This is a genomic window from Paenibacillus bouchesdurhonensis (assembly GCF_900155685.1).
GTDB lineage: Bacteria > Bacillota > Bacilli > Paenibacillales > Paenibacillaceae > Fontibacillus > Fontibacillus bouchesdurhonensis.
This window is the reverse complement of sequence record NZ_LT732548.1, coordinates 3,929,749-3,947,762: the sequence shown is the minus strand read 5'-3', so window position 1 is coordinate 3,947,762 and position 18,014 is coordinate 3,929,749. Positions and strand designations below refer to the sequence as shown.

The following is an 18,014-nucleotide window of genomic DNA, read 5'->3' as shown; positions in this document are numbered from 1 at the left end:
AATGAAATTCGGATTATCCGCTTCGTTCTTCGGAGCCCTTGTTCATATACATAATGGCTACGGTATGGGGGCCGCAGTGACTAGATATGACGCAGCCTGCTTCAGCGATCGCTACTTCGTGCGCCGGGGTCTGTTCTCTGAGAATAGCTGCCAGCCGGCGTGCCTCTTCTTCAGCAAGGGTATGGGCTACGATAATTAAATCATCGTCCATTTGATCTTTTTTGGCAAGGGCGTTGTCAAGCATTTGCTGGACGGCCTTTTCCTTCTTGCCGCGAACCTTGTAGGCCGGAATAATGGTGCCGTCGACGACTCTAAGCACGGGCCGGATTTGGAGCAAGCTGCCGATGAAGTTCTGCATGCCTGAGCAGCGGCCGCCTTTGTATAAATACTCTAGCGTATCGATGACAAACTCGGTGCTTACTAACTGTCTGGAGTGCTCGAGCAAGGCGGCGATCTCTTGGGCGCTTTGTCCTTGCTGTGATGCTTTGACCGCTTTCATTACAAGCAGGCCGATGCCGCTGCACAAATTAAGCGAATCTACGACATGCACCCGTCCTTCCGGAAATTCTCCAGCCGCAATAAGCGCGTTCTGGTAGGTGGATGATAGGCTGGACGAAATGCTAATATAGACAATATCATGACCCTGCTCGATATGCGGAGCAAAGGCGTCGATAAAGTCTTTGGGAGACGGGGCCGTCGTTTTCGGCAGGCTCCCAGCGGCAGCAACTCTCTCGTAAATGCCGACCGGAGTAATGTCAATGCCGTCCCGGTAGGTCTGTTCATCAAAGACGACATATAACGGAATGATGCCGATGCCGTATTCTGTAATCCAGGACGCCGGCAGATCGGATGTGCTGTCCGCAAAAATTTTAACTTGTGCCATAAGTATCTCCTTAAATTCAGATAGTCCAGCTTTATTTTATCAAAAAGCGAGAGCGTTTAACATCTTTTCAGCTCGTTCGCTAGAATTGCGATGGCAACCAAGGATTTGCGGGCGCGCTAACAAGAACTTGCCTCCGCGATAACTTGTTTAGGCTAACGGGAGGCAAGTCGATGTATTATTGGACTTATAGCTGCTGCAATGTGCCGACAATATAAAGAAAGATGATAAACAGCACGGATAGCGAGGACAATACGGTGCCGATAATAGCAAATATTTTTTTGCGGTTTTTGATAACTAGTCCGATGATGCCTAGAATGAGAGCGACCAAGTTTATAATTGCGGCCCCGAACATGGTAAGAATGCCAAGGATGGCTGCAGGATCTTCCGTGAGGGCTTCCTCGATGTAAGCTGGGTCTTGAACAGCCTGGCCAATAGCGGCAATGATGAGGAAGATGGCGGCGAAATAACCGAGAAATGCAATGATGCTCATAACGAATGAGGTTATGCCAAGCCCCGAGTGCTTCAGACGGGCCGAGGGCTGAGCAGGTGCTGCATAATCATAGTTGGGGGTTGGTGGTTGTGCCCCAGGTTCATAATTCATTAACAATCAAGCTCCTTTGTAGAAAATTGGTCATGTTAACGTATAATCTTCCATAGATTGCGTAAAAAATCAAGAAAAAAATTCATTATAGTGCCAGTTCTGGTAAAGGTGACGCGGCCTGGGGTATGATAGGTAAGTAGGTTTGAAGTTTTGAACAGCGATATTTTTCAGGAGGGATATCTATGCATCGAAGAATAGCTGGGTTGGGTGCAATTATTATGCTGTTGGCCGTTGCTCTTGGCGCATTTGGAGCTCACGTGCTGGAGCCGATAATTCAAGACTCGATTGAAACGTACAAGACAGGGGTTCAATATCATATGATTCATGGCATAGGGATGATCCTTGTCGCATTGGCAGCCAGTACATGGGGCGATAGCGGCAAGCTGCGCTGGTCGGCGTGGTTGTTTCTGATCGGAATCGTACTATTCTCGGGCAGCCTCTACTTGCTGTCGGTGACGGGCTGGAGATGGCTCGGGCCGATTACTCCGCTTGGCGGCGTCTCTTTCATTGCAGGCTGGCTAATGCTAGCAGGATCAGCGTGGGGTCGGACTGGAAAAAATAAATAGACATCGGTACATAAAATGCTGCGCTATCTCTCGGGATAGCGCAGCATTTTATCTGTCTTGCATTATATGGAGTTTGATATTGGCGCTTTAGGCATCGATGAAATCAATGACTTCGCTAAGCAAAAAAGTATACACCTGTTTCTCGTCGACATGGTAAACGTTGATGGTGTAGGCTTCCGACTGGAAATTCAATATGCGACAAGGGATGTTAATGCGTTCTCCGTTGCGATTGATCAGTATCCGAACTAGGCGATTCTCCGAAATATATTTCTGAATCCATTCCTGAAAGTTTCCACTCATGGCAACGGCGGCGAAGCTGTTTTCAGCGTTTGGCGCGAGCTTTGTTTTGTCAGCTGCCTTATTTTTGTCAGCCGTCTTGTCATGGGTTTTGTCAGTAGATTCCTGTTTGGTCGATGTGTTCGTCGTAAGTCGTTTGTATGATCTGGTGATAATTGATTGTTTCTTAGCCGCTAGCAGGGACTCGATAATTTCCCCAAGCTCAATCCCTGAATTGATTCGATAGTCGATAATTTGCTCTCCGCTGTTAAGCAACTGAAGCAGTGTTTGGAGTGCGACAGCATTTGAATTGCTCTTCACTAAAATTTCCACATTAAACAAATAACCTAGTTGTTCATGATCATTGTTATTATGATTGTCCATAAATCCCCCAGTAAAACATGTTAAGAATCGTTGCACATAGATGCCAGGCTTATTCTAAATTCCCCATTAATCATAGCACCGCTTGCGGGACAATCATAGCCCTAAAGGGGCAAAATGAAACTTTTTTCTTGCTCTTTCAATAGAGGATGTATATTTTCTGAAAAACAATGAAAAATTACGGTTTATCACATCTTTCCGGTATAGGGTTGTTACATTAGGCCTTGAACAAAGCGGCCAAATTGTCACGAAACGGAGGTTTGACGATACCCTTCTCTGTAATGATGGCTGTGACTAAATGATGCGGAGTGACGTCAAAAGAAGGATTGAACACCTTAATGCCTGACGGTGCCGTGCGTTTGCCGAAGCCCTCGGTTACTTCGCGTTCCGGACGTTCCTCAATGGGAATAAGCTCCCCGCTTTCTGTATCGAGATCGATGGTGGATAACGGCGATGCCACATAGAAGGGAATATTGTGCGCTTTGGCCAAGACGGCAAGGCTGTATGTCCCGATTTTGTTTGCAACATCCCCGTTGGCCGCGATTCGGTCTGTTCCTACAATGACGGCATCAATCCAGCCTTTGGACATGACCAGTCCAGCCATGTTGTCGCAGAGCAGGGTTACATCGATGCCTGCCTGCTGCAACTCGAATGCAGTCAGTCTTGCTCCCTGTAGAACAGGCCTAGTCTCGTCGGCGTATATTTTAAGGGCGATGCCTTGCTCTTGCGCGAGATAGAACGGAGCTAAGGCCGTTCCGTATTTGGCGGTAGCCAGCCCTCCGGCGTTGCAGTGAGTAAGGACTCCCATCCCGGAAGCAAACAGGGGGAGCGCATGCTCTCCGATCTTCCGGCATACCTCTTCATCCTCCCGATGAATCGCTATCGCTTCTGCCAGCAATCCCTTATTGCGCAAAGCGCGGCTGCTTTGATCCTTGGCGAGCTGAGCCGCCCGCTCCTTCATTCGGTCAAGTGCCCAAAAGAGGTTGACCGCCGTCGGGCGTGACGTTGCCAAATGCTGTGCCGCAGCCAATACATGCTTCAGCCAATCGGCATCATCTCCCTGGAAGGAGTTTGCTCCCAGCACCACGCCGTAGGCGGCAGCGATGCCGATAGCAGGGGCTCCCCGCACCTTCATGGCATGTATACCTTCCCACACCTCTTCTGGGGTCGTTAATTCCAGAAATACGATCTCCTCGGGAAGCAGGCGCTGATCGAGCATCAGCAGCTTGCCTTCCTCCCAGCGAAGACTAAGGAGAGGCTGGCTGCTTCTGCTGCTCTGCTGCTTTGTAAGAGAGGGATCGGTGTTACCGCTGTTTTGTCCGGTAGTCATACGCTAGCACCTTCCTTAGCCGCCGCTTCGGTCCATTCAATCACTTGGGCTATAGAAGCTGCCGTTCTGCCTTGCTTTACAAGCCGTTTGCCGATTTCCAATGCCGTGACTTTAGCCTGACGGCGGTGCAGTTCATTTTCAATCGTGTCAATATCTGCGACATGGGACAACCCCACGATTCGACGAATCACTTTGCAGCCAGCAAATCCAATTGCGTCCTTAAGTATTTTCTCAATATAGAGATCCTGATATCCAGGCGTCTTGGACATGCTGTCCACGCCGTACGTATTCCATAAATTTCGGAAATTTTGCTCAAAGTGGTTCCATACGCTGCTAATTGTCGAAAGAAGCCATGCCCGGCGTTCCCGTAAAATATCATGGTTACTGCTCCAGCCGGGCTGTGCAGCATAATTCAACAATAAATTCGCGATCACAGCTCCGATATCAAAACCCATCGGTCCATAGTAGGCAAATTCGGGATCGATCACTTTGGTCGAATCGGAGGTGACAAAGATGCTGCCGGTATGCAGATCGCCATGCAGCAGCGCCTCTCCGTGAGTAAGAAATTTCTCTCGAAGCAAGGCCACCTCCAGGTGGAGCGCTTGATCCTGCCACAGCTTCTCGGCTTCCGAGCGGATATCTTCCGTAAAGTTGTTGTTTTCGGCATCCCGGTATGGATCCTCAAATATTAGATCCTCGGTAATTTTACATAAGTCGGGATTGATGAAACGCGCGGATTGCAGCTTTTTGTCCTGCTGATTCATGCCCAGGTCGGAGGTATAGAACAGTGTAGTGGCGATAAAATGGCCGATATGCTCCGCAAAGTTATCGTAAATGTTTCCATCGATTAGGCCTTGGCGCATAATCGTGTAGCCTGACAAATCCTCCATGACCGTAATGGCCAATTCGTTATCGCCTCCATAGATTGCAGGGACGAGTTGCGGGCAGAGGCGATACTGGATTTCCAGCGCCTCTCGTTCGATGCGGGCACGATCGAGGCTAAGCGGCCATGACTCGCCGACGACTTTGGCATAAGGCAAGGCTTGTTTGATGATTAGGCTCTTGTTCTGCTGCGGATTGACAACTCTGAACACCAGATTCAAATTGCCGTCTCCGATCTCTTCGCAAGTAAGCACGGCATCAGCTGGGAAAAATCCGGGGATCGATTTGGCAAAGACTATGGCATCTTCTAGAGCAAAGGCACGATATAAGGACATATTTAAGGCACCTCCAAGTAAATGGTCTGTTTATATTGTTTCTATTTTAAATATAGAAAACTTCATTTAAAATTAGTTTAAAGTTAGTATATCGGAAAAGTATGCTATTAGCATTACTTTTTTGAAATTGCCCCTAAATGGGTGTAACCGGGCCGCCGATAGTGATTTATGTTGTTTCGTAAAAACTAGGCCAGGGTAACATAATAGTATGGGTGCCCGGTGCCCGGTAAATAACTTGTATTCATTTCAGGCATGATTTGTGTGCCATGGGGTGAACATATAACAATAACGAGAGAAATGAGGGATTGGAATATGGCTAAAGCTGATTCGAAGTCTGCGAATAAGACAAGCAAAGCAAGTTTGGAGCAGGTACTTAACGAGCAGGTTGCTAACCTCAACGTGTTGTATGTTAAAATACACAATTACCATTGGTATGTTAAAGGTGAAAATTTCTTTACGCTGCATGCCAAATTTGAAGAGCTTTATGATGAGGTAACAGAGAAAATGGATGCTGTAGCGGAGCGCCTGCTCACCATTAAAGGCAGTCCCGCAGCCACGATGAAAGAGTACCTGGAAATCGCTACGATTCAGGAAGCTACCGGGAAGGAAGACGAGCGCGCCATGGTACAGGCGTTGGTCGAAGATTTCGCCACATTATCAGAATCGTTCCAGGAAGGCATCGAGCTTGCCGACAAAGAAGGCGATGAAGCGACAGCGGATTTGCTGACCGGCTTCAAGGGCGATTTAGAGAAGCATATGTGGATGCTTCGCACATACCTAGGATAAGCCAAGCAAGCAATAGCAGATTAATAGGGCTTGACCGCCAATAGCGGCCAGGCCCTGTTCATGTTGAAGCTTTTGAAGCCCCTGTAGAAGTATTCTTGCATGCGATTTTATAAATGGAAAAGATCTGAAAAGATCCAAATGGCAAAAGCAAGGGCAGCATCTTATATTATTATTTGTTTCATTAGGTGTGACGTCTCTAGGGTGAAGTTTCGGATTTTCGAGCTTGTGGAATATGCCGTTCTTTCCCGAAGCGCAGATTTTCTGAGCAGTATCGACAGGAATCTGCTTATACCGCTCACTTCCCTCGCGTTTACGATGAAAGAAGGGGGAAGCCGCCCTTTTTATGAGGTTTCGCACCGAAACGGCACTATATATAGTTCTTTTCGAGCTAAGTCACATTGATTAAGCATCGGAAGTAGGTTAGAATAAAATGAGAATCAGTGAGAATCACTTAGAATAATTCTAAAGTGAGAATTATTGTGCTATAATGCAGGAAGCAAAGGGAGGCGTCCCTTTAATAATATACGTTAATTATTTAACGACTTAATGGAGGGAGCAGTAAATATGGCTACACATTTCGTTATTGAAGGACTTAAAGCGACAATTGAGGAGAAGGAGATTCTTAAAGGAATCGACATTGAAATAAAGGGTGGAGAAGTCCACGCCATTATGGGGCCGAACGGAACGGGTAAAAGTACACTCGCCTCGGCTTTAATGGGTCATCCTAAATATGAAGTTACCGAAGGCAAAGCGCTCCTTGACGGAGAGGATTTGCTGGAGATGGAAGTGGATGAGCGTGCTCGCGCAGGGATGTTCCTTGCTATGCAATATCCGAGCGAAATTGCCGGTGTGACGAATTCCGATTTCCTTCGCAGTGCCATTAACGCTCGCCGCGGGGAAGGGAATGAGGTGTCCCTCATTAAATTTATCCGTCAAATGGAGGGCAAAATGAAGGAGCTCGAAATGAACCCTGAATTTGCTCATCGTTACTTGAACGAAGGCTTCTCCGGCGGTGAAAAGAAACGGAACGAAATTTTGCAAATGATGCTGCTTGATCCTAAGATCGTCATTCTTGACGAAGTTGACTCCGGTCTCGACATCGACGCTTTGCGCATCGTTGCCGAAGGTGTAAACACAATGCGCACCGAGGATCGCGGATTCTTGATCATTACTCACTACCAGCGTCTTCTTAACTACGTCAAGCCTGATTTTGTCCACGTTATGATGCAAGGACGCATCGTAAAATCCGGCGGCCCAGAGCTGGCCGAGCGTCTGGAGAAGGATGGATACGATTGGATTAAGGAAGAGCTTGGTATCGTAGACGAGACAGTGGGAGAGCAAGTTTAACGCAAGGAGGAAGGAGGAGCTAAGATGACTACACAAACCGTTCTACCGGTAGAACCGGATGTATTGAAGACCGCTTCCGTGAGCAACGGAGAACCGGCTTGGTTGACAGAAAGTCGCGTGAACGCGCTGAAACTTGCGGCAGAGTTGGAATTGCCGAAGCTGGAGAAGACAAGAATTGACCGTTGGAACTTGCAAAATTACGGAACGCCGCGCCAAGCGCAAGCGGATGTGACGCAGGAAATTCCTGAGTTCGTGTCTGGCTTGGTCGATTTGAAAGAGCAGAGCAACTTGATCGTTCAGCGCAACTCGGCTGCTGTATTTACGAAACTATCCGCTGATCTGGCTGCTAAAGGCGTTATTTTTACAGATCTGGAGACGGCTGCCCGTGAGCATGGCGACCTTGTACAGAAATATTTGCATACGGTTGTGAAGAGCGAAGAGAATCTGCTTACTGCGCTTCATTCTGCAATGTGGAGTGGAGGAGTCTTCCTCTATGTTCCTAAGAATGTAGAGGTTGAGGTTCCGTTGCAAAGCATTTTCCTAGTAGATGACAGCAACGACGTATTTGCTCCGCACGTATTGATTGTGGCTGAAGCAAACAGCCGCGTTACTTATGTCGACAATTATATTTCTGGCGACCTTTCAGAGCCTATCGTCCATAACGGGGTAGCTGAAGTGATTGTGCAAGCGGGAGCAAGGGTTCAATTTGCGACAGTGCATGATCTAAGCGAGAAGGCGACGGATTTGACATACCGCCGCTCCGTGATCGAAAATGACGGACGCATCGAATGGATCATCGGTGAAATGAACGCAGGAGACACAATGAGCGATACGTCATCGGTGCTGAAAGGCAATGGTTCAACATCCGATGCCAAGGTAATTGCCATCGGCTCGGGTTCCCAGAAGATGAATTATACGACGAGAGCTGTTCATTTCGGTAAGAACTCGGATAGCCAAATGATCACTCGTGCGGTCATGCGAGAGCAGGCCACAGCGATCATCAATGGAGTGACCAAGATTGAGCATGGCGCTACGAAGGCGAACGGTGAGCAAACCGAGAAGGTGCTTATGCTGAGTCCGAAGGCGCGCGGAGACGCTAACCCTATCCTTCTTATTGATGAGGATGATGTAACGGCAGGCCATGCGGCGTCTGTGGGTCAAGTGAATCCAGAGCAAATTTACTACTTGATGTCCCGCGGAATCACCAAAGAGGAAGCGGAACGTCTGATTATTTACGGCTTCCTTGCTCCTGTCGTGGCGGATATTCCGCTTGAGCAGTTGCAGCAGCAATTGCAGGCTTTGGTTGAAAGGAAGCTAGGACAATGAACCCGGCGCTGATTAAGGAACAGTTCCCTATTCTGGATCAGGAGATCAACGGACATCCGCTTGTTTATCTGGATAGCGCCGCTAGTTCCCAGAAGCCGCGTAAGGTGCTGGATGCGTTGAAGCATTATTACGAATGGGATAATGCCAACGTTCATCGCGGCGTCCATACGTTAGGCAGCCGAGCTACGGATGATTACGAATCGGCCCGCGAGAGAGTAGCCCGCTTTATCGGTGCGGAGCATACGGAGGAAATTATTTTTACCCGGGGGACGACGACGGCATTGAATATCGTAGCTTCCTCCTATGGCAGCTCTGGGCTTGGCGAGGGTGATGAAATCGTCATAACGCAGATGGAGCATCACAGCAATCTAATACCTTGGCAGCAACTGGCCCTGAAGACCGGAGCTGCCTTGAAATATATTCCGCTTCAGCCGGACGGCAGCGTCAAATTGGCTGATGTGGAGAATACCGTGACCTCTAAGACGAAGATCGTGGCGATGGCATATGTATCGAACGTGCTTGGCGTGGTGAATCCCGTGAAGCAGATTGCTGAAATTGCCCACCGTTATGGAGCCGTCATGGTCGTCGACGGAGCTCAAAGTACACCGCATATGAAGGTGGATGTTCAGGAGCTAGGCTGCGATTTCTATGCCTTCTCCGGTCATAAGATGTGCGCTCCGACCGGGATTGGGGTACTATATGGTAAGAAGCGTTTGCTTGAGGCCATGGAACCGATCGAATACGGCGGAGAAATGATCGACGATGTAGGATTGTACGAATCGACCTGGAAAGAGCTTCCCTACAAATTTGAGGGGGGTACTCCCATTATTGCCGGAGCCGTTGGATTGGCGGCAGCTATCGATTTCCTGGAGGAGATCGGTATGGATGAAATCCATCGTCATGAGATGAAGCTGGCAGCCTATTCGGTCGAGCGTCTGTCGGAAATCGACGGAGTAACGATCTACGGACCCCGGGAAAGGGAGGTCGGATTGATTACGTTCAATCTGGAAGATGTTCACCCGCATGATGTTGCCACGGTGCTGGATGCATCGGGTATCGCGATCCGGGCAGGACATCATTGCTGCCAACCGCTCTTGCGCTGGCTTGAAGCGAGTGCGACGGCGAGAGCTAGCTTCTACTTGTACAATATGGAAGAAGACATCGACCGTTTGGCCGACGCTTTAATCCAAGCAAAGGAGTATTTCAAGTAATGCAACTGGACGACTTGTATCGACGCGTTATTATGGATCATTATAAAAATCCCCGCAACCGGGGGCAGTTTGATGATGACGTCTTGACAGTGGATTTGAATAATCCAACCTGCGGGGATCGCATATCTCTTCAGCTTATCGTCGAAGATGGAATCGTAAAGGACGCGCGCTTCACTGGGGAAGGCTGCTCGATCAGCATGTCCTCCGCATCGATGATGACGGAGGCCGTCAAAGGTCTTAACTTCGAGCATGCTCTCCAGTTAGCTGAGCGGTTCTCTTCGCTGATGAAAGGCGAGGACGTTCAATTTGATGAACTGGAAGATATCGAGGCCCTATCCGGAGTCAATAAATTTCCTGCCCGGATCAAATGCGCGACATTAGCCTGGAACGCATTAAAGAAAGGGATTCAAGAGTCATAAATTAAAAGGAGGTAATCCACCATGGCTAAGAAGGCTCCCGATATTGGGGAATACAAATATGGTTTCCGCGACGAGCATAAATCTATTTTCCAGTCAGGCAAAGGCCTGACGCGCGAAATCGTCGAGGAAATCTCAAAAATCAAGAATGAACCTCAGTGGATGCTTGACTTCCGTTTGAAATCACTCGAGCAATTCGAAAAGATGCCTACTCCACGTTGGGGCGGGGATTTGGATGAGCTTGACTTCGATGATATTCAGTATTATGTGAGACCGTCTGAGAAGCAAGGGAAGACCTGGGAAGAGGTTCCGGCAGAAATCAAAGAAACATTTGATAAGCTCGGAATTCCAGAAGCAGAACAGAAGTTCCTTGCTGGTGTATCTGCTCAGTATGAATCCGAGGTTGTTTACCACAGCATGCAGAAGGATTTGGAGGATCAAGGCGTAATCTTTAGCGATACGGATACAGCGCTGCGGGAGCATCCAGAAATTTTCCGCGAATATTTCGGTACGATCGTTCCGCCGACAGACAACAAATTTGCAGCTTTGAACAGTGCGGTTTGGTCCGGAGGAAGCTTCATTTATGTACCGAAGGGCGTAAAATGCGAAATTCCTCTGCAAGCCTACTTCCGCATCAACTCGGAAAATATGGGCCAGTTCGAAAGAACGCTGATCATTGCGGATGAAGACAGCTTTGTGCACTATGTAGAAGGCTGTACAGCTCCGGTGTACAGCACGAATTCCCTGCATAGCGCGGTTGTTGAAATCATTTGTAAGAAGAACGCGCGCGTTCGTTACACGACGATTCAGAACTGGGCTCCGAACATCTACAACCTTGTAACGAAGCGGGCTGTAGCTGAAGAGAATGCAACGATGGAATGGGTTGACGGAAACATCGGCTCCAAGCTGACGATGAAATACCCTGCTGTTGTGCTGAAAGGCCGCGGCGCAAAGGGCAGCGTGTTGTCAATCGCTGTAGCTGGGAAGAATCAGCATCAGGACTCTGGGGCGAAGATGATTCATTTGGCTCCGGACACAACGTCTACAATCGTCTCCAAATCGATCAGTAAGCACGGCGGAAAAGTAACCTACCGCGGTCTGGCTTCCTTTGGCCGCCAAGCGGAAGGCGCTAAATCGAACGTGAAATGCGATACGCTCATTCTGGATAACGAGTCTACTTCCGATACAATTCCTTATAACGAAATCATGAACGACAACATCGTTCTGGAGCATGAGGCAACTGTATCGAAGGTGTCCGAGGATCAACTGTTCTACCTGATGAGCCGCGGCTTGACGGAGGATGAAGCGACGCAAATGATCGTTATGGGCTTTATCGAGCCGTTCACGAAAGAGCTGCCGATGGAATATGCGGTAGAGATGAATCGTCTCATCAAGTTCGAGATGGAAGGCAGTATAGGGTAATTAGCCAAAAACGTTGGTAGGACAATGTTTGTAGGCTACTTATAAATAGAAAGCTTTGGATCATGCCGATTTCGTGCCGATTCAGATTTTTCGTTTGGTGTAGGAGACGAACTTTTTAAGTTCGTCTCCTACAATTTTTTTGGCGATATCTGCTGTAGTTTTGATTGTTTCATGGCCTGATCGTCTTGACACATACAATAAACTTGCGCTGACTCTAAAGTAATACGGCATGTTTATGCCTGAAACCGTGTGTGCCTTATATTCCACTGCCGCCTTTTTGCAATAATCTCGGATGGTCTCCCTAACCGTAGAAGGTGTCATGCAATTTCCTAAATAGTTTTGAAAGATGATGCCATCTTCGTTGGGATGGACTGTTTCATTTTCGTCAGTTAATTTGCCATGCACAGTCTTGAATGTTTTTAAATCTTCAAGAACGTCATCTTCTAATTTGAGCATTATGCCTAATTTCAATTTTTACGTAAAGACATTAGGATCCCATCCGGATTAAGTGGTGTATAATACCAAAATGGACATGCCTGCAGAGTTTTTGCCGTCGCTATTTTTTAAGCTGCTGTTTTTTTCTTCTGACATGTTACGGAAAGTGCAGAGACCAGCAATACAATAGCATTGAGATACTGGTGAGTTGTCACTTTCTGAATTCCTCAGACGTGCAAGCTATCTGCGGTAAGATGGATTTTCATTCTGGAGTTGCATCGTTCCACACTGGTACGTTCATTGTAAAGTTCCTTCTAACGCTTGGTATCTCGATGCGTATTGCTGTACCGTCTTAGGTCGGATTAAGTTTAACATTTTAAATATGATTATCATGATGCTCTATAACCCGCTCCTACTAAACTGTAGTGAGGGGGTTGTTTTGTCTTGGGAATCATTTGAATTCATTTGCCATCTCTCAGATATACGCTCTCAGGAATTGGTTATTGGACTAAGAAGGGCCATCTAACTTAGGTGTGGGATGAATCCGCTTCTTTGCTTTACGGCAGCAGACTGAGATGCGGAAACTTCTGGAAATTATATGAAGTTATTTTTGCATTAAACTCGCTCGACCCAAACAAGGGGCGAGTTTGGTATTGTTTGTTAATTTGTTTTGGGTAACCATAAAGTTTGGGTGAGTTATATTGAGTTAAAAGATAAGTAAGAGTAAAATAAGAAATAAGTCGAAATGAATAAACGAGGTGACATTCATGGAAGTGAAATTATTTTATCGTACCCAGCGTGATTTATCGACAGCGTTAAACCAATTAGTCGATGCGTATTGGGAAGAGGAAATTAAAGAGGATGAACTTATAGATGGCGTTAAAAGTATGTATGAGAACAATCGGGATAAGCTAATCAAGGGTAATGAGTTTACAAAGGTCGTCCAGCAGCAGAGTGGAAAAAGACGATTAGCAGTCGTAGAAAGAATATTGGAAATGAAATAGGTCGAAAGACTTGTGTGGAAGGTATGGTTAAATGACAATAGAGTTAGAGTATTCTTCGAGTTTAAATGGAGCGTCCACCTTGTTATTCGAGCTGAAGCAAGTGGTCAAATTGCAGCAGTCGGGTCTATCTAATAAAGAAATCCGAAGCAAAGTTGTTGATGAAAATATATTTCAATTTGAGAATAAAGGAAGAATCACCCGGACATTGCCGTCAGTCATGAGAAGGGCCCAAGCGATTGATTCGACATTAGCATCCCTGATGACGGAAGACTCCGTAGAAATGAGCAAAGTTATTAATTTGTATGCGATCATGAAAACAGATTTGCTCTTTTATGAGTTTATGGATGAAGTAATTCGTGAAAAGCTGCAAAATAATGATTATATAATTGAGAAAAAAGACATCAATCTTTTCTTTACGGCCAAAGCAGAACAAAGCGACAAGGTTGCAAGCTGGAGCGAAATTAATATCGAGAAATTGAAGCGGGCTTTTATGCAAGTACTGTTTGAGAGTGGCATGCTTAAAAATAGGCAAAGCAAGGAACTAAATCGTCTCATTGTTGACGAGCAAATCAAAAAGCACCTTAACCATATTGGCGATGCCAAGTATGTACGAGCGATGGGAGAGTAAGAGGTAAACACATGGCTAATATTAATGCAAGACTCGATCGGATCATACCAAAGATAAAGGAAGATAAGTTCATCGATGGACGTGGATTAGGGAACGAAATAAGCTTCTATGTGTTTGATTACGAACCAGAAGATGAACTTATTGTTAGGCAGTATATAAAGCATATTAAGAAAGAGTTCAACTATGTGGGATCGAACAGACGGATTATTGAATTCGATTTATATAACATGCTCATCGAGATTACGAAAGAAAAACGAGTATTTGATCGTATTTTCAACATGGAAGAACAACAAGGGCAAGATGCTTTATTTAAAGCACTGACAACGTTCGCGAAACCAGAGGTCTTTTTGCGGAAAATAAAGGAACAGATAGATGACCATAACGTTGTGTTCCTAACAGGAATCGGCAAAGTGTACCCTTTTGTGCGCTCACATAATATCTTAAATAACCTACAAGAAGTATTGGACAAAACGCCAGTCATTATGTTTTTCCCAGGACGATATGATGGTCAGTCACTTCAATTGTTTAGCAAGTTTAAAGATGATAACTATTATAGAGCATTTCGCTTAGTCGATTAAGAAGAGGGGAATCCAAATGAATTTAAAAGAGATGTTTCTGAAGGATATAGAACGTGATATTCGTGGCGTAATTAAAGTTGCCCAAACTAGTGAAACCGATATTTACCAAGAGCTAGATGAGTATGTTGTCACGCAGGAGCTACATAAGCATTTTTCAAAGTTTTATGAAAACTACCAAAAAGGCATCGATGGCAAGACGGACAAGATGGGTGTATGGATCAGCGGCTTCTTTGGATCAGGTAAGTCTCATTTTTTGAAAATACTAGCTTATTTACTAGAGAACAAAGCAGTACAAGGCAAGAAACCAATTGATTTCTTCGAAGATAAAGTGCAGGATCCTCTTGTCTATGCCAATATGAAGAGAACATCCGATGTGGATACAGAAGTCATCCTATTTAATATTGATTCGAAAAGTTCACTAGATAATAAATCGAAAGAGGATGCGATTCTCCGCGTCTTCATGAAAGTGTTCTATGAGCACCTCGGTTATTACGGGGATATTCCAGGCGTTGCTGAGATGGAAAAGTATTTGGACAAGCAAGGCGTGTATGAGTCGTTTAAAACAGCATTTCAAGCACTAGCAGGCGAGTCTTGGGAAGCGCGTCGCAATAGCTTCTACTTCGATGCGGACTTCGTTATTGGAGCATTAACGAAAGTAACAGACATGTCGGAAGAATCGGCACGACATTGGTTTGAACACGGGGTCAATAACTTTGAAACGAGTATCGGGAAATTTGCCAAAGACGTAAAAGAATACGTCGATGAGAAAGGCCCTAATTTCCACCTGGTTTTTCTTGTTGATGAAATTGGTCAGTACATCGGAGATAGTCGCAACCTCATGCTCAACTTGCAGACGCTTGCAGAGGATTTGGGAACCCATGCTCAAGGAAAAGTCTGGATAATGGTGACCTCCCAAGAGAGTATTGATTCGATTGTAAAAGTAAAAGGGGATGACTTCTCTCGTATTCAAGGTCGATTCGACACTAGACTCTCCTTATCTTCCATTTCGGTAGATGAAGTCATTAAGAAACGTATTTTGGAGAAGCACTCCCATGTCAATGATCGGTTAAAAGTTCTATTTCATGAAAAAAGCGCGATTTTAAAAAACTTGATTAGTTTTCGTGAAAGTACAGCAGATTTCAGAGGCTACGATCATGAACTAGAATTTGCGGAAGTGTACCCTTTCATTCCTTATCAATTTAAATTATTGCAAAATGTGTTCGAGCAAGTTCGAAAGCATGGCTCATCAGGTAAACACCTATCCGAAGGGGAGCGTTCGATGCTTTCCGCATTTAAGGAGGCAGGGCTTCGTTATAAAGATGCGCAAGAAGGGGCTCTCATTCCGTTTCATGCATTCTACGATACGATTAAGGAGTTTCTCAACCCATCTATTTCAAGGGTTATTGAAGGGGCTTATGGAAACTCAGCATTAAAAGAAGATCCATTCAACATGGAACTGCTGAAAGTATTGTTCATGGTCAAGTACGTTAAGGAACTCCCAGCCAATATTGATAACATCGCCACCCTAATGGTGACACGGATCGATGAAGACAAGCTGGAATTGAAAGAAAAGATTAATGTTTCATTACGTAAACTTATTGCGCAAACATTAATCCAAAAGAATGGGGATGTATACCTATTCCTAACGGATGATGAGCAAGATATTAACCGTGAAATCAAGCAGATGAACATTGATGAAGATATTGTGAAGCGGGAATTGGCAAACTATATCTTCCAGGACTTATACGATGACAAGCGATTCAACTATTCAAGGGAGTATTCTTTCTCCTTCAACCAGAAAATGGATGATAAAAATTACGGCAACCAGACATCAAGCATAGGATTGCAAATCTTGTCCCCACTATCCGAGCATTATCACAAGTCCGATCAAGAGATGATGATGATGTCATCGGGCAATGGCGAAATGATCATTAAGCTAGGTGGCAATGAAGCCTATGTCGAGGAGATGGAAGAGGCATTACGTATCGAAGAATATCGCAAGAAAAAGAACATCACTCAGCTTCCAGAGAGCATCCAGAACATCTTGAACAACAAACAAGCGGAAGTACGTGAACGAAGACGCAGAGTACGAGAATTGTTAGACGATGCGATCAAGGATGCTGCTTATTTCGTCAACGGTGACAAGGTGGACACGAAGGGTTCTTCTGTCAAAGAGCGAATTAACTTTGCCTTCAAGCAATTGGTTGATAACGTCTATACGAAACTAGGCTATGTAAAAGAACATTTAGAGAACGAGCGAGCATTAATTCCTATCTTAGCTGCAGACATGACACAAATTTCATTCGATGATACATTGAACACCAACCCGAATGAATTAGCCAAACGCGAGATCGTTGATTTTCTTGACTTGCAGGAGCAACTCAAGAAGCAAGTACGAGTGAAGATCATCTATGACCGTTTTCAAAATAAACCGTATGGCTGGAAACAGCTAGATATAGCATGTCTCATTGCTGTGCTGTTGAAGGAACAGCGCATTCGTATTCGTTATCAAGCAGAATATTTAGATCCAGAAAAAGATACAAATACATTAATCACCGTCTTTACAAAATCAAATGAAGCCGATAAAGGAATTATCCTTAAACGTGTAATGGTTGACGAAGCATTAATCCGTACAGCAAAGCGTGTATGTAGGGAAATTTTCAATACGACGGACTTAGCGGATGATGAGGATGGACTGGTTAAAGATATTCGCATTCTGATCGACAAACAAGTCGCTGAAATCAAGGCATATAAAAGCCGCTATGAAGGTAGAAAGTATCCTGGGATGAGTTTGCTTGACAAAGGGCTTGAATACTTTGAGCAATTTGATACCCAACTCGACAACGCTTCTTTTTTCACCAAGCTTACAGAATTGGAAGATGATTTGGCAGATTGGGAAGAAGTCGTCGTCTACGTGAAAAGCTTCTTTGGTACAAACCAGAAAGAGATTTTTGATCGGGGATTAGCGGAACTTGCAAAGGTTGAGGAAAACAATGCGTACTTATCGGGTCAAGAAGTTATTGAAGTGGTAAACAAGCTCCGATCGATCATTCAAGACCCGATCCCTTATCAAAAAATCAAAGATATCCCCGGATTGGTGCATACGTTAGAGGAGCAAATCAATCTCGTCCTAACCGAGAAGAAAGATAATGCTAAAGCAAAAATTAAAGCGGATTATGAAGAATTGGCATTACAAGCAAAGCAATATGGTGTTTCTAGCGATACCAAACAACGTGTAGATGATTATTACACAGGGTTGAATCGTAACCTCGAAGCGTTCACGGATATTTTCAAGGTTGATGCAGTAATTTCTCAAAGTGCGAGCTATATGGAAAGAACCACGACAGAAATCAACCGTGAAATTGTTGCATGGCAGCATAAGAAAGCAGCAGAGCAGAAGCAGCAAGCGGGTAATAAGATTATGGAGCCGCCATACGTAGAGCCTACTATTCAAAAGCAGCGTGTTAAGGTAGCTAATCTTGTTGCTGTTTCAACACTATCGACGGAAGAGGACGTAGATCAATACATCAACACATTATCTAATAAGTTAAAACAAATCATTAAATCGAACAAACAAATTGAATTGATCGATTGAACGGAGTGGAAT

General features: G+C 45.4%; 17 protein-coding genes and 1 pseudogene. 11 read left to right on the top strand and 7 right to left on the bottom strand.

All coding sequences use genetic code 11. The annotated features are described in order from the left end of the window. Positions 1-13 precede the first annotated feature (13 nt). Entirely contained in the window at positions 14-883 is an 870-nt protein-coding gene (locus CZ379_RS21965) for a DegV family protein (protein WP_110933570.1), read from the bottom strand. A 184-nt stretch (positions 884-1,067) separates the two neighbouring features. Continuing rightward, complete coding sequence (locus tag CZ379_RS21960; protein ID WP_110933569.1) at positions 1,068-1,484, bottom strand: hypothetical protein; 417 nt, start codon at positions 1,482-1,484, stop codon at positions 1,068-1,070. 182 nt (positions 1,485-1,666) lie between these two features. Here CZ379_RS21960 and CZ379_RS21955 point away from each other — a divergent pair, with 182 nt between their 5' ends. Then, positions 1,667-2,050 carry a DUF423 domain-containing protein gene (locus CZ379_RS21955; protein WP_110933568.1) on the top strand — a complete coding sequence of 128 codons (384 nt, stop codon included), beginning with the start codon at positions 1,667-1,669 and terminating at the stop codon, positions 2,048-2,050. Between the two features lie 87 nt (positions 2,051-2,137). Here the strand turns inward: CZ379_RS21955 and CZ379_RS21950 are convergent, their stop codons facing one another. The 3 genes from CZ379_RS21950 to mtnK all read right to left on the bottom strand — a co-directional run bounded on the left by CZ379_RS21950 (position 2,138) and on the right by mtnK (position 5,254). Further along, positions 2,138-2,710 (bottom strand): hypothetical protein, encoded by a 573-nt coding sequence (locus tag CZ379_RS21950; protein ID WP_110933567.1) that lies wholly within the window; start codon positions 2,708-2,710, stop codon positions 2,138-2,140. Positions 2,711-2,924: 214 nt separating this feature from the next. Further along, positions 2,925-4,037 carry an S-methyl-5-thioribose-1-phosphate isomerase gene (gene mtnA, locus CZ379_RS21945; protein WP_110933566.1) on the bottom strand — a complete coding sequence of 371 codons (1,113 nt, stop codon included), beginning with the start codon at positions 4,035-4,037 and terminating at the stop codon, positions 2,925-2,927. Further along, positions 4,034-5,254: an S-methyl-5-thioribose kinase gene (gene mtnK, locus CZ379_RS21940; protein WP_110933565.1), complete on the bottom strand. Its 1,221-nt coding sequence runs from the start codon at positions 5,252-5,254 to the stop codon at positions 4,034-4,036. Before mtnK ends, mtnA begins: the two co-directional genes overlap by 4 nt. 312 nt (positions 5,255-5,566) lie before the next feature. Between mtnK and CZ379_RS21935 the strand changes: the two genes are divergently transcribed. From CZ379_RS21935 to sufB, 6 genes are all read left to right on the top strand, one after another. Further along, positions 5,567-6,040 (top strand): Dps family protein, encoded by a 474-nt coding sequence (locus tag CZ379_RS21935; RefSeq protein WP_110933564.1) that lies wholly within the window; start codon positions 5,567-5,569, stop codon positions 6,038-6,040. Between the two features lie 564 nt (positions 6,041-6,604). Then, positions 6,605-7,387, top strand: a complete 783-nt coding sequence (gene sufC, locus CZ379_RS21925; RefSeq protein WP_110933562.1) for a Fe-S cluster assembly ATPase SufC — start codon at positions 6,605-6,607, stop codon at positions 7,385-7,387. 24 nt (positions 7,388-7,411) lie between these two features. Beyond that, a complete protein-coding gene (gene sufD, locus CZ379_RS21920; protein ID WP_110933561.1) occupies positions 7,412-8,713 on the top strand; it encodes a Fe-S cluster assembly protein SufD in 1,302 nt (433 codons plus the stop codon). After that, positions 8,710-9,924 (top strand): cysteine desulfurase, encoded by a 1,215-nt coding sequence (locus CZ379_RS21915; protein ID WP_110933560.1) that lies wholly within the window; start codon positions 8,710-8,712, stop codon positions 9,922-9,924. Before sufD ends, CZ379_RS21915 begins: the two co-directional genes overlap by 4 nt. Beyond that, the gene (sufU, locus tag CZ379_RS21910; protein ID WP_110933559.1) at positions 9,924-10,343 is read left to right on the top strand and encodes a Fe-S cluster assembly sulfur transfer protein SufU; all 420 of its coding nucleotides are present in this window, start codon (positions 9,924-9,926) and stop codon (positions 10,341-10,343) included. Before CZ379_RS21915 ends, sufU begins: the two co-directional genes overlap by 1 nt. 21 nt (positions 10,344-10,364) lie before the next feature. Beyond that, on the top strand, positions 10,365-11,762 hold the full coding sequence (gene sufB / locus CZ379_RS21905) for a Fe-S cluster assembly protein SufB (RefSeq protein WP_110933558.1): 1,398 nt from the start codon (positions 10,365-10,367) through the stop codon (positions 11,760-11,762). Between the two features lie 81 nt (positions 11,763-11,843). On the opposite strand, the gene CZ379_RS26380 is transcribed toward sufB, so the two are convergent. Together CZ379_RS26380 and CZ379_RS26825 are read right to left on the bottom strand one after the other, a co-directional pair. Next, positions 11,844-12,218 carry a site-specific integrase gene (locus CZ379_RS26380; protein ID WP_199925731.1) on the bottom strand — a complete coding sequence of 125 codons (375 nt, stop codon included), beginning with the start codon at positions 12,216-12,218 and terminating at the stop codon, positions 11,844-11,846. Between the two features lie 107 nt (positions 12,219-12,325). Further along, a pseudogene (locus CZ379_RS26825) lies at positions 12,326-12,556 on the bottom strand (transposase); the annotation flags it as partial. Between the two features lie 408 nt (positions 12,557-12,964). Between CZ379_RS26825 and CZ379_RS21890 the strand changes: the two are divergent. Genes CZ379_RS21890 through brxC form a run of 4 tightly spaced genes read left to right on the top strand, consistent with a single transcriptional unit; the run spans position 12,965 to position 18,002 of the window. Further along, positions 12,965-13,201: a TIGR04540 family protein gene (locus tag CZ379_RS21890; protein WP_199925730.1), complete on the top strand. Its 237-nt coding sequence runs from the start codon at positions 12,965-12,967 to the stop codon at positions 13,199-13,201. A 31-nt stretch (positions 13,202-13,232) separates the two neighbouring features. Further along, a complete protein-coding gene (locus CZ379_RS21885; protein WP_110933556.1) occupies positions 13,233-13,829 on the top strand; it encodes a DUF1819 family protein in 597 nt (198 codons plus the stop codon). An 11-nt stretch (positions 13,830-13,840) separates the two neighbouring features. Beyond that, complete coding sequence (locus CZ379_RS21880) at positions 13,841-14,407, top strand: DUF1788 domain-containing protein (RefSeq protein WP_110933555.1); 567 nt, start codon at positions 13,841-13,843, stop codon at positions 14,405-14,407. Positions 14,408-14,423: 16 nt separating this feature from the next. Beyond that, positions 14,424-18,002: a BREX system P-loop protein BrxC gene (gene brxC, locus CZ379_RS21875; RefSeq protein ID WP_110933554.1), complete on the top strand. Its 3,579-nt coding sequence runs from the start codon at positions 14,424-14,426 to the stop codon at positions 18,000-18,002. The last annotated feature ends 12 nt before the right edge of the window (positions 18,003-18,014 follow it).

Excerpts from the sequence above, each read along its gene's own strand:
- CZ379_RS21935 (WP_110933564.1), top strand. The coding sequence starts at position 5,567 with ATGGCTAAAGCTGATTCGAAGTCTGCGAATAAGACAAGCAAAGCAAGT.
- mtnA (WP_110933566.1), bottom strand. The coding sequence starts at position 4,037 with ATGACTACCGGACAAAACAGCGGTAACACCGATCCCTCTCTTACAAAG.
- mtnK (WP_110933565.1), bottom strand. The coding sequence starts at position 5,254 with ATGTCCTTATATCGTGCCTTTGCTCTAGAAGATGCCATAGTCTTTGCC.
- CZ379_RS21960 (WP_110933569.1), bottom strand. The coding sequence starts at position 1,484 with ATGAATTATGAACCTGGGGCACAACCACCAACCCCCAACTATGATTAT.
- sufB (WP_110933558.1), top strand. The coding sequence starts at position 10,365 with ATGGCTAAGAAGGCTCCCGATATTGGGGAATACAAATATGGTTTCCGC.
- CZ379_RS21955 (WP_110933568.1), top strand. The coding sequence starts at position 1,667 with ATGCATCGAAGAATAGCTGGGTTGGGTGCAATTATTATGCTGTTGGCC.
- CZ379_RS21885 (WP_110933556.1), top strand. The coding sequence starts at position 13,233 with ATGACAATAGAGTTAGAGTATTCTTCGAGTTTAAATGGAGCGTCCACC.
- sufC (WP_110933562.1), top strand. The coding sequence starts at position 6,605 with ATGGCTACACATTTCGTTATTGAAGGACTTAAAGCGACAATTGAGGAG.
- brxC (WP_110933554.1), top strand. The coding sequence starts at position 14,424 with ATGAATTTAAAAGAGATGTTTCTGAAGGATATAGAACGTGATATTCGT.
- CZ379_RS21950 (WP_110933567.1), bottom strand. The coding sequence starts at position 2,710 with ATGGACAATCATAATAACAATGATCATGAACAACTAGGTTATTTGTTT.
- CZ379_RS21880 (WP_110933555.1), top strand. The coding sequence starts at position 13,841 with ATGGCTAATATTAATGCAAGACTCGATCGGATCATACCAAAGATAAAG.
- CZ379_RS21890 (WP_199925730.1), top strand. The coding sequence starts at position 12,965 with ATGGAAGTGAAATTATTTTATCGTACCCAGCGTGATTTATCGACAGCG.
- CZ379_RS26380 (WP_199925731.1), bottom strand. The coding sequence starts at position 12,218 with ATGCTCAAATTAGAAGATGACGTTCTTGAAGATTTAAAAACATTCAAG.
- CZ379_RS21965 (WP_110933570.1), bottom strand. The coding sequence starts at position 883 with ATGGCACAAGTTAAAATTTTTGCGGACAGCACATCCGATCTGCCGGCG.
- sufU (WP_110933559.1), top strand. The coding sequence starts at position 9,924 with ATGCAACTGGACGACTTGTATCGACGCGTTATTATGGATCATTATAAA.
- CZ379_RS21915 (WP_110933560.1), top strand. The coding sequence starts at position 8,710 with ATGAACCCGGCGCTGATTAAGGAACAGTTCCCTATTCTGGATCAGGAG.
- sufD (WP_110933561.1), top strand. The coding sequence starts at position 7,412 with ATGACTACACAAACCGTTCTACCGGTAGAACCGGATGTATTGAAGACC.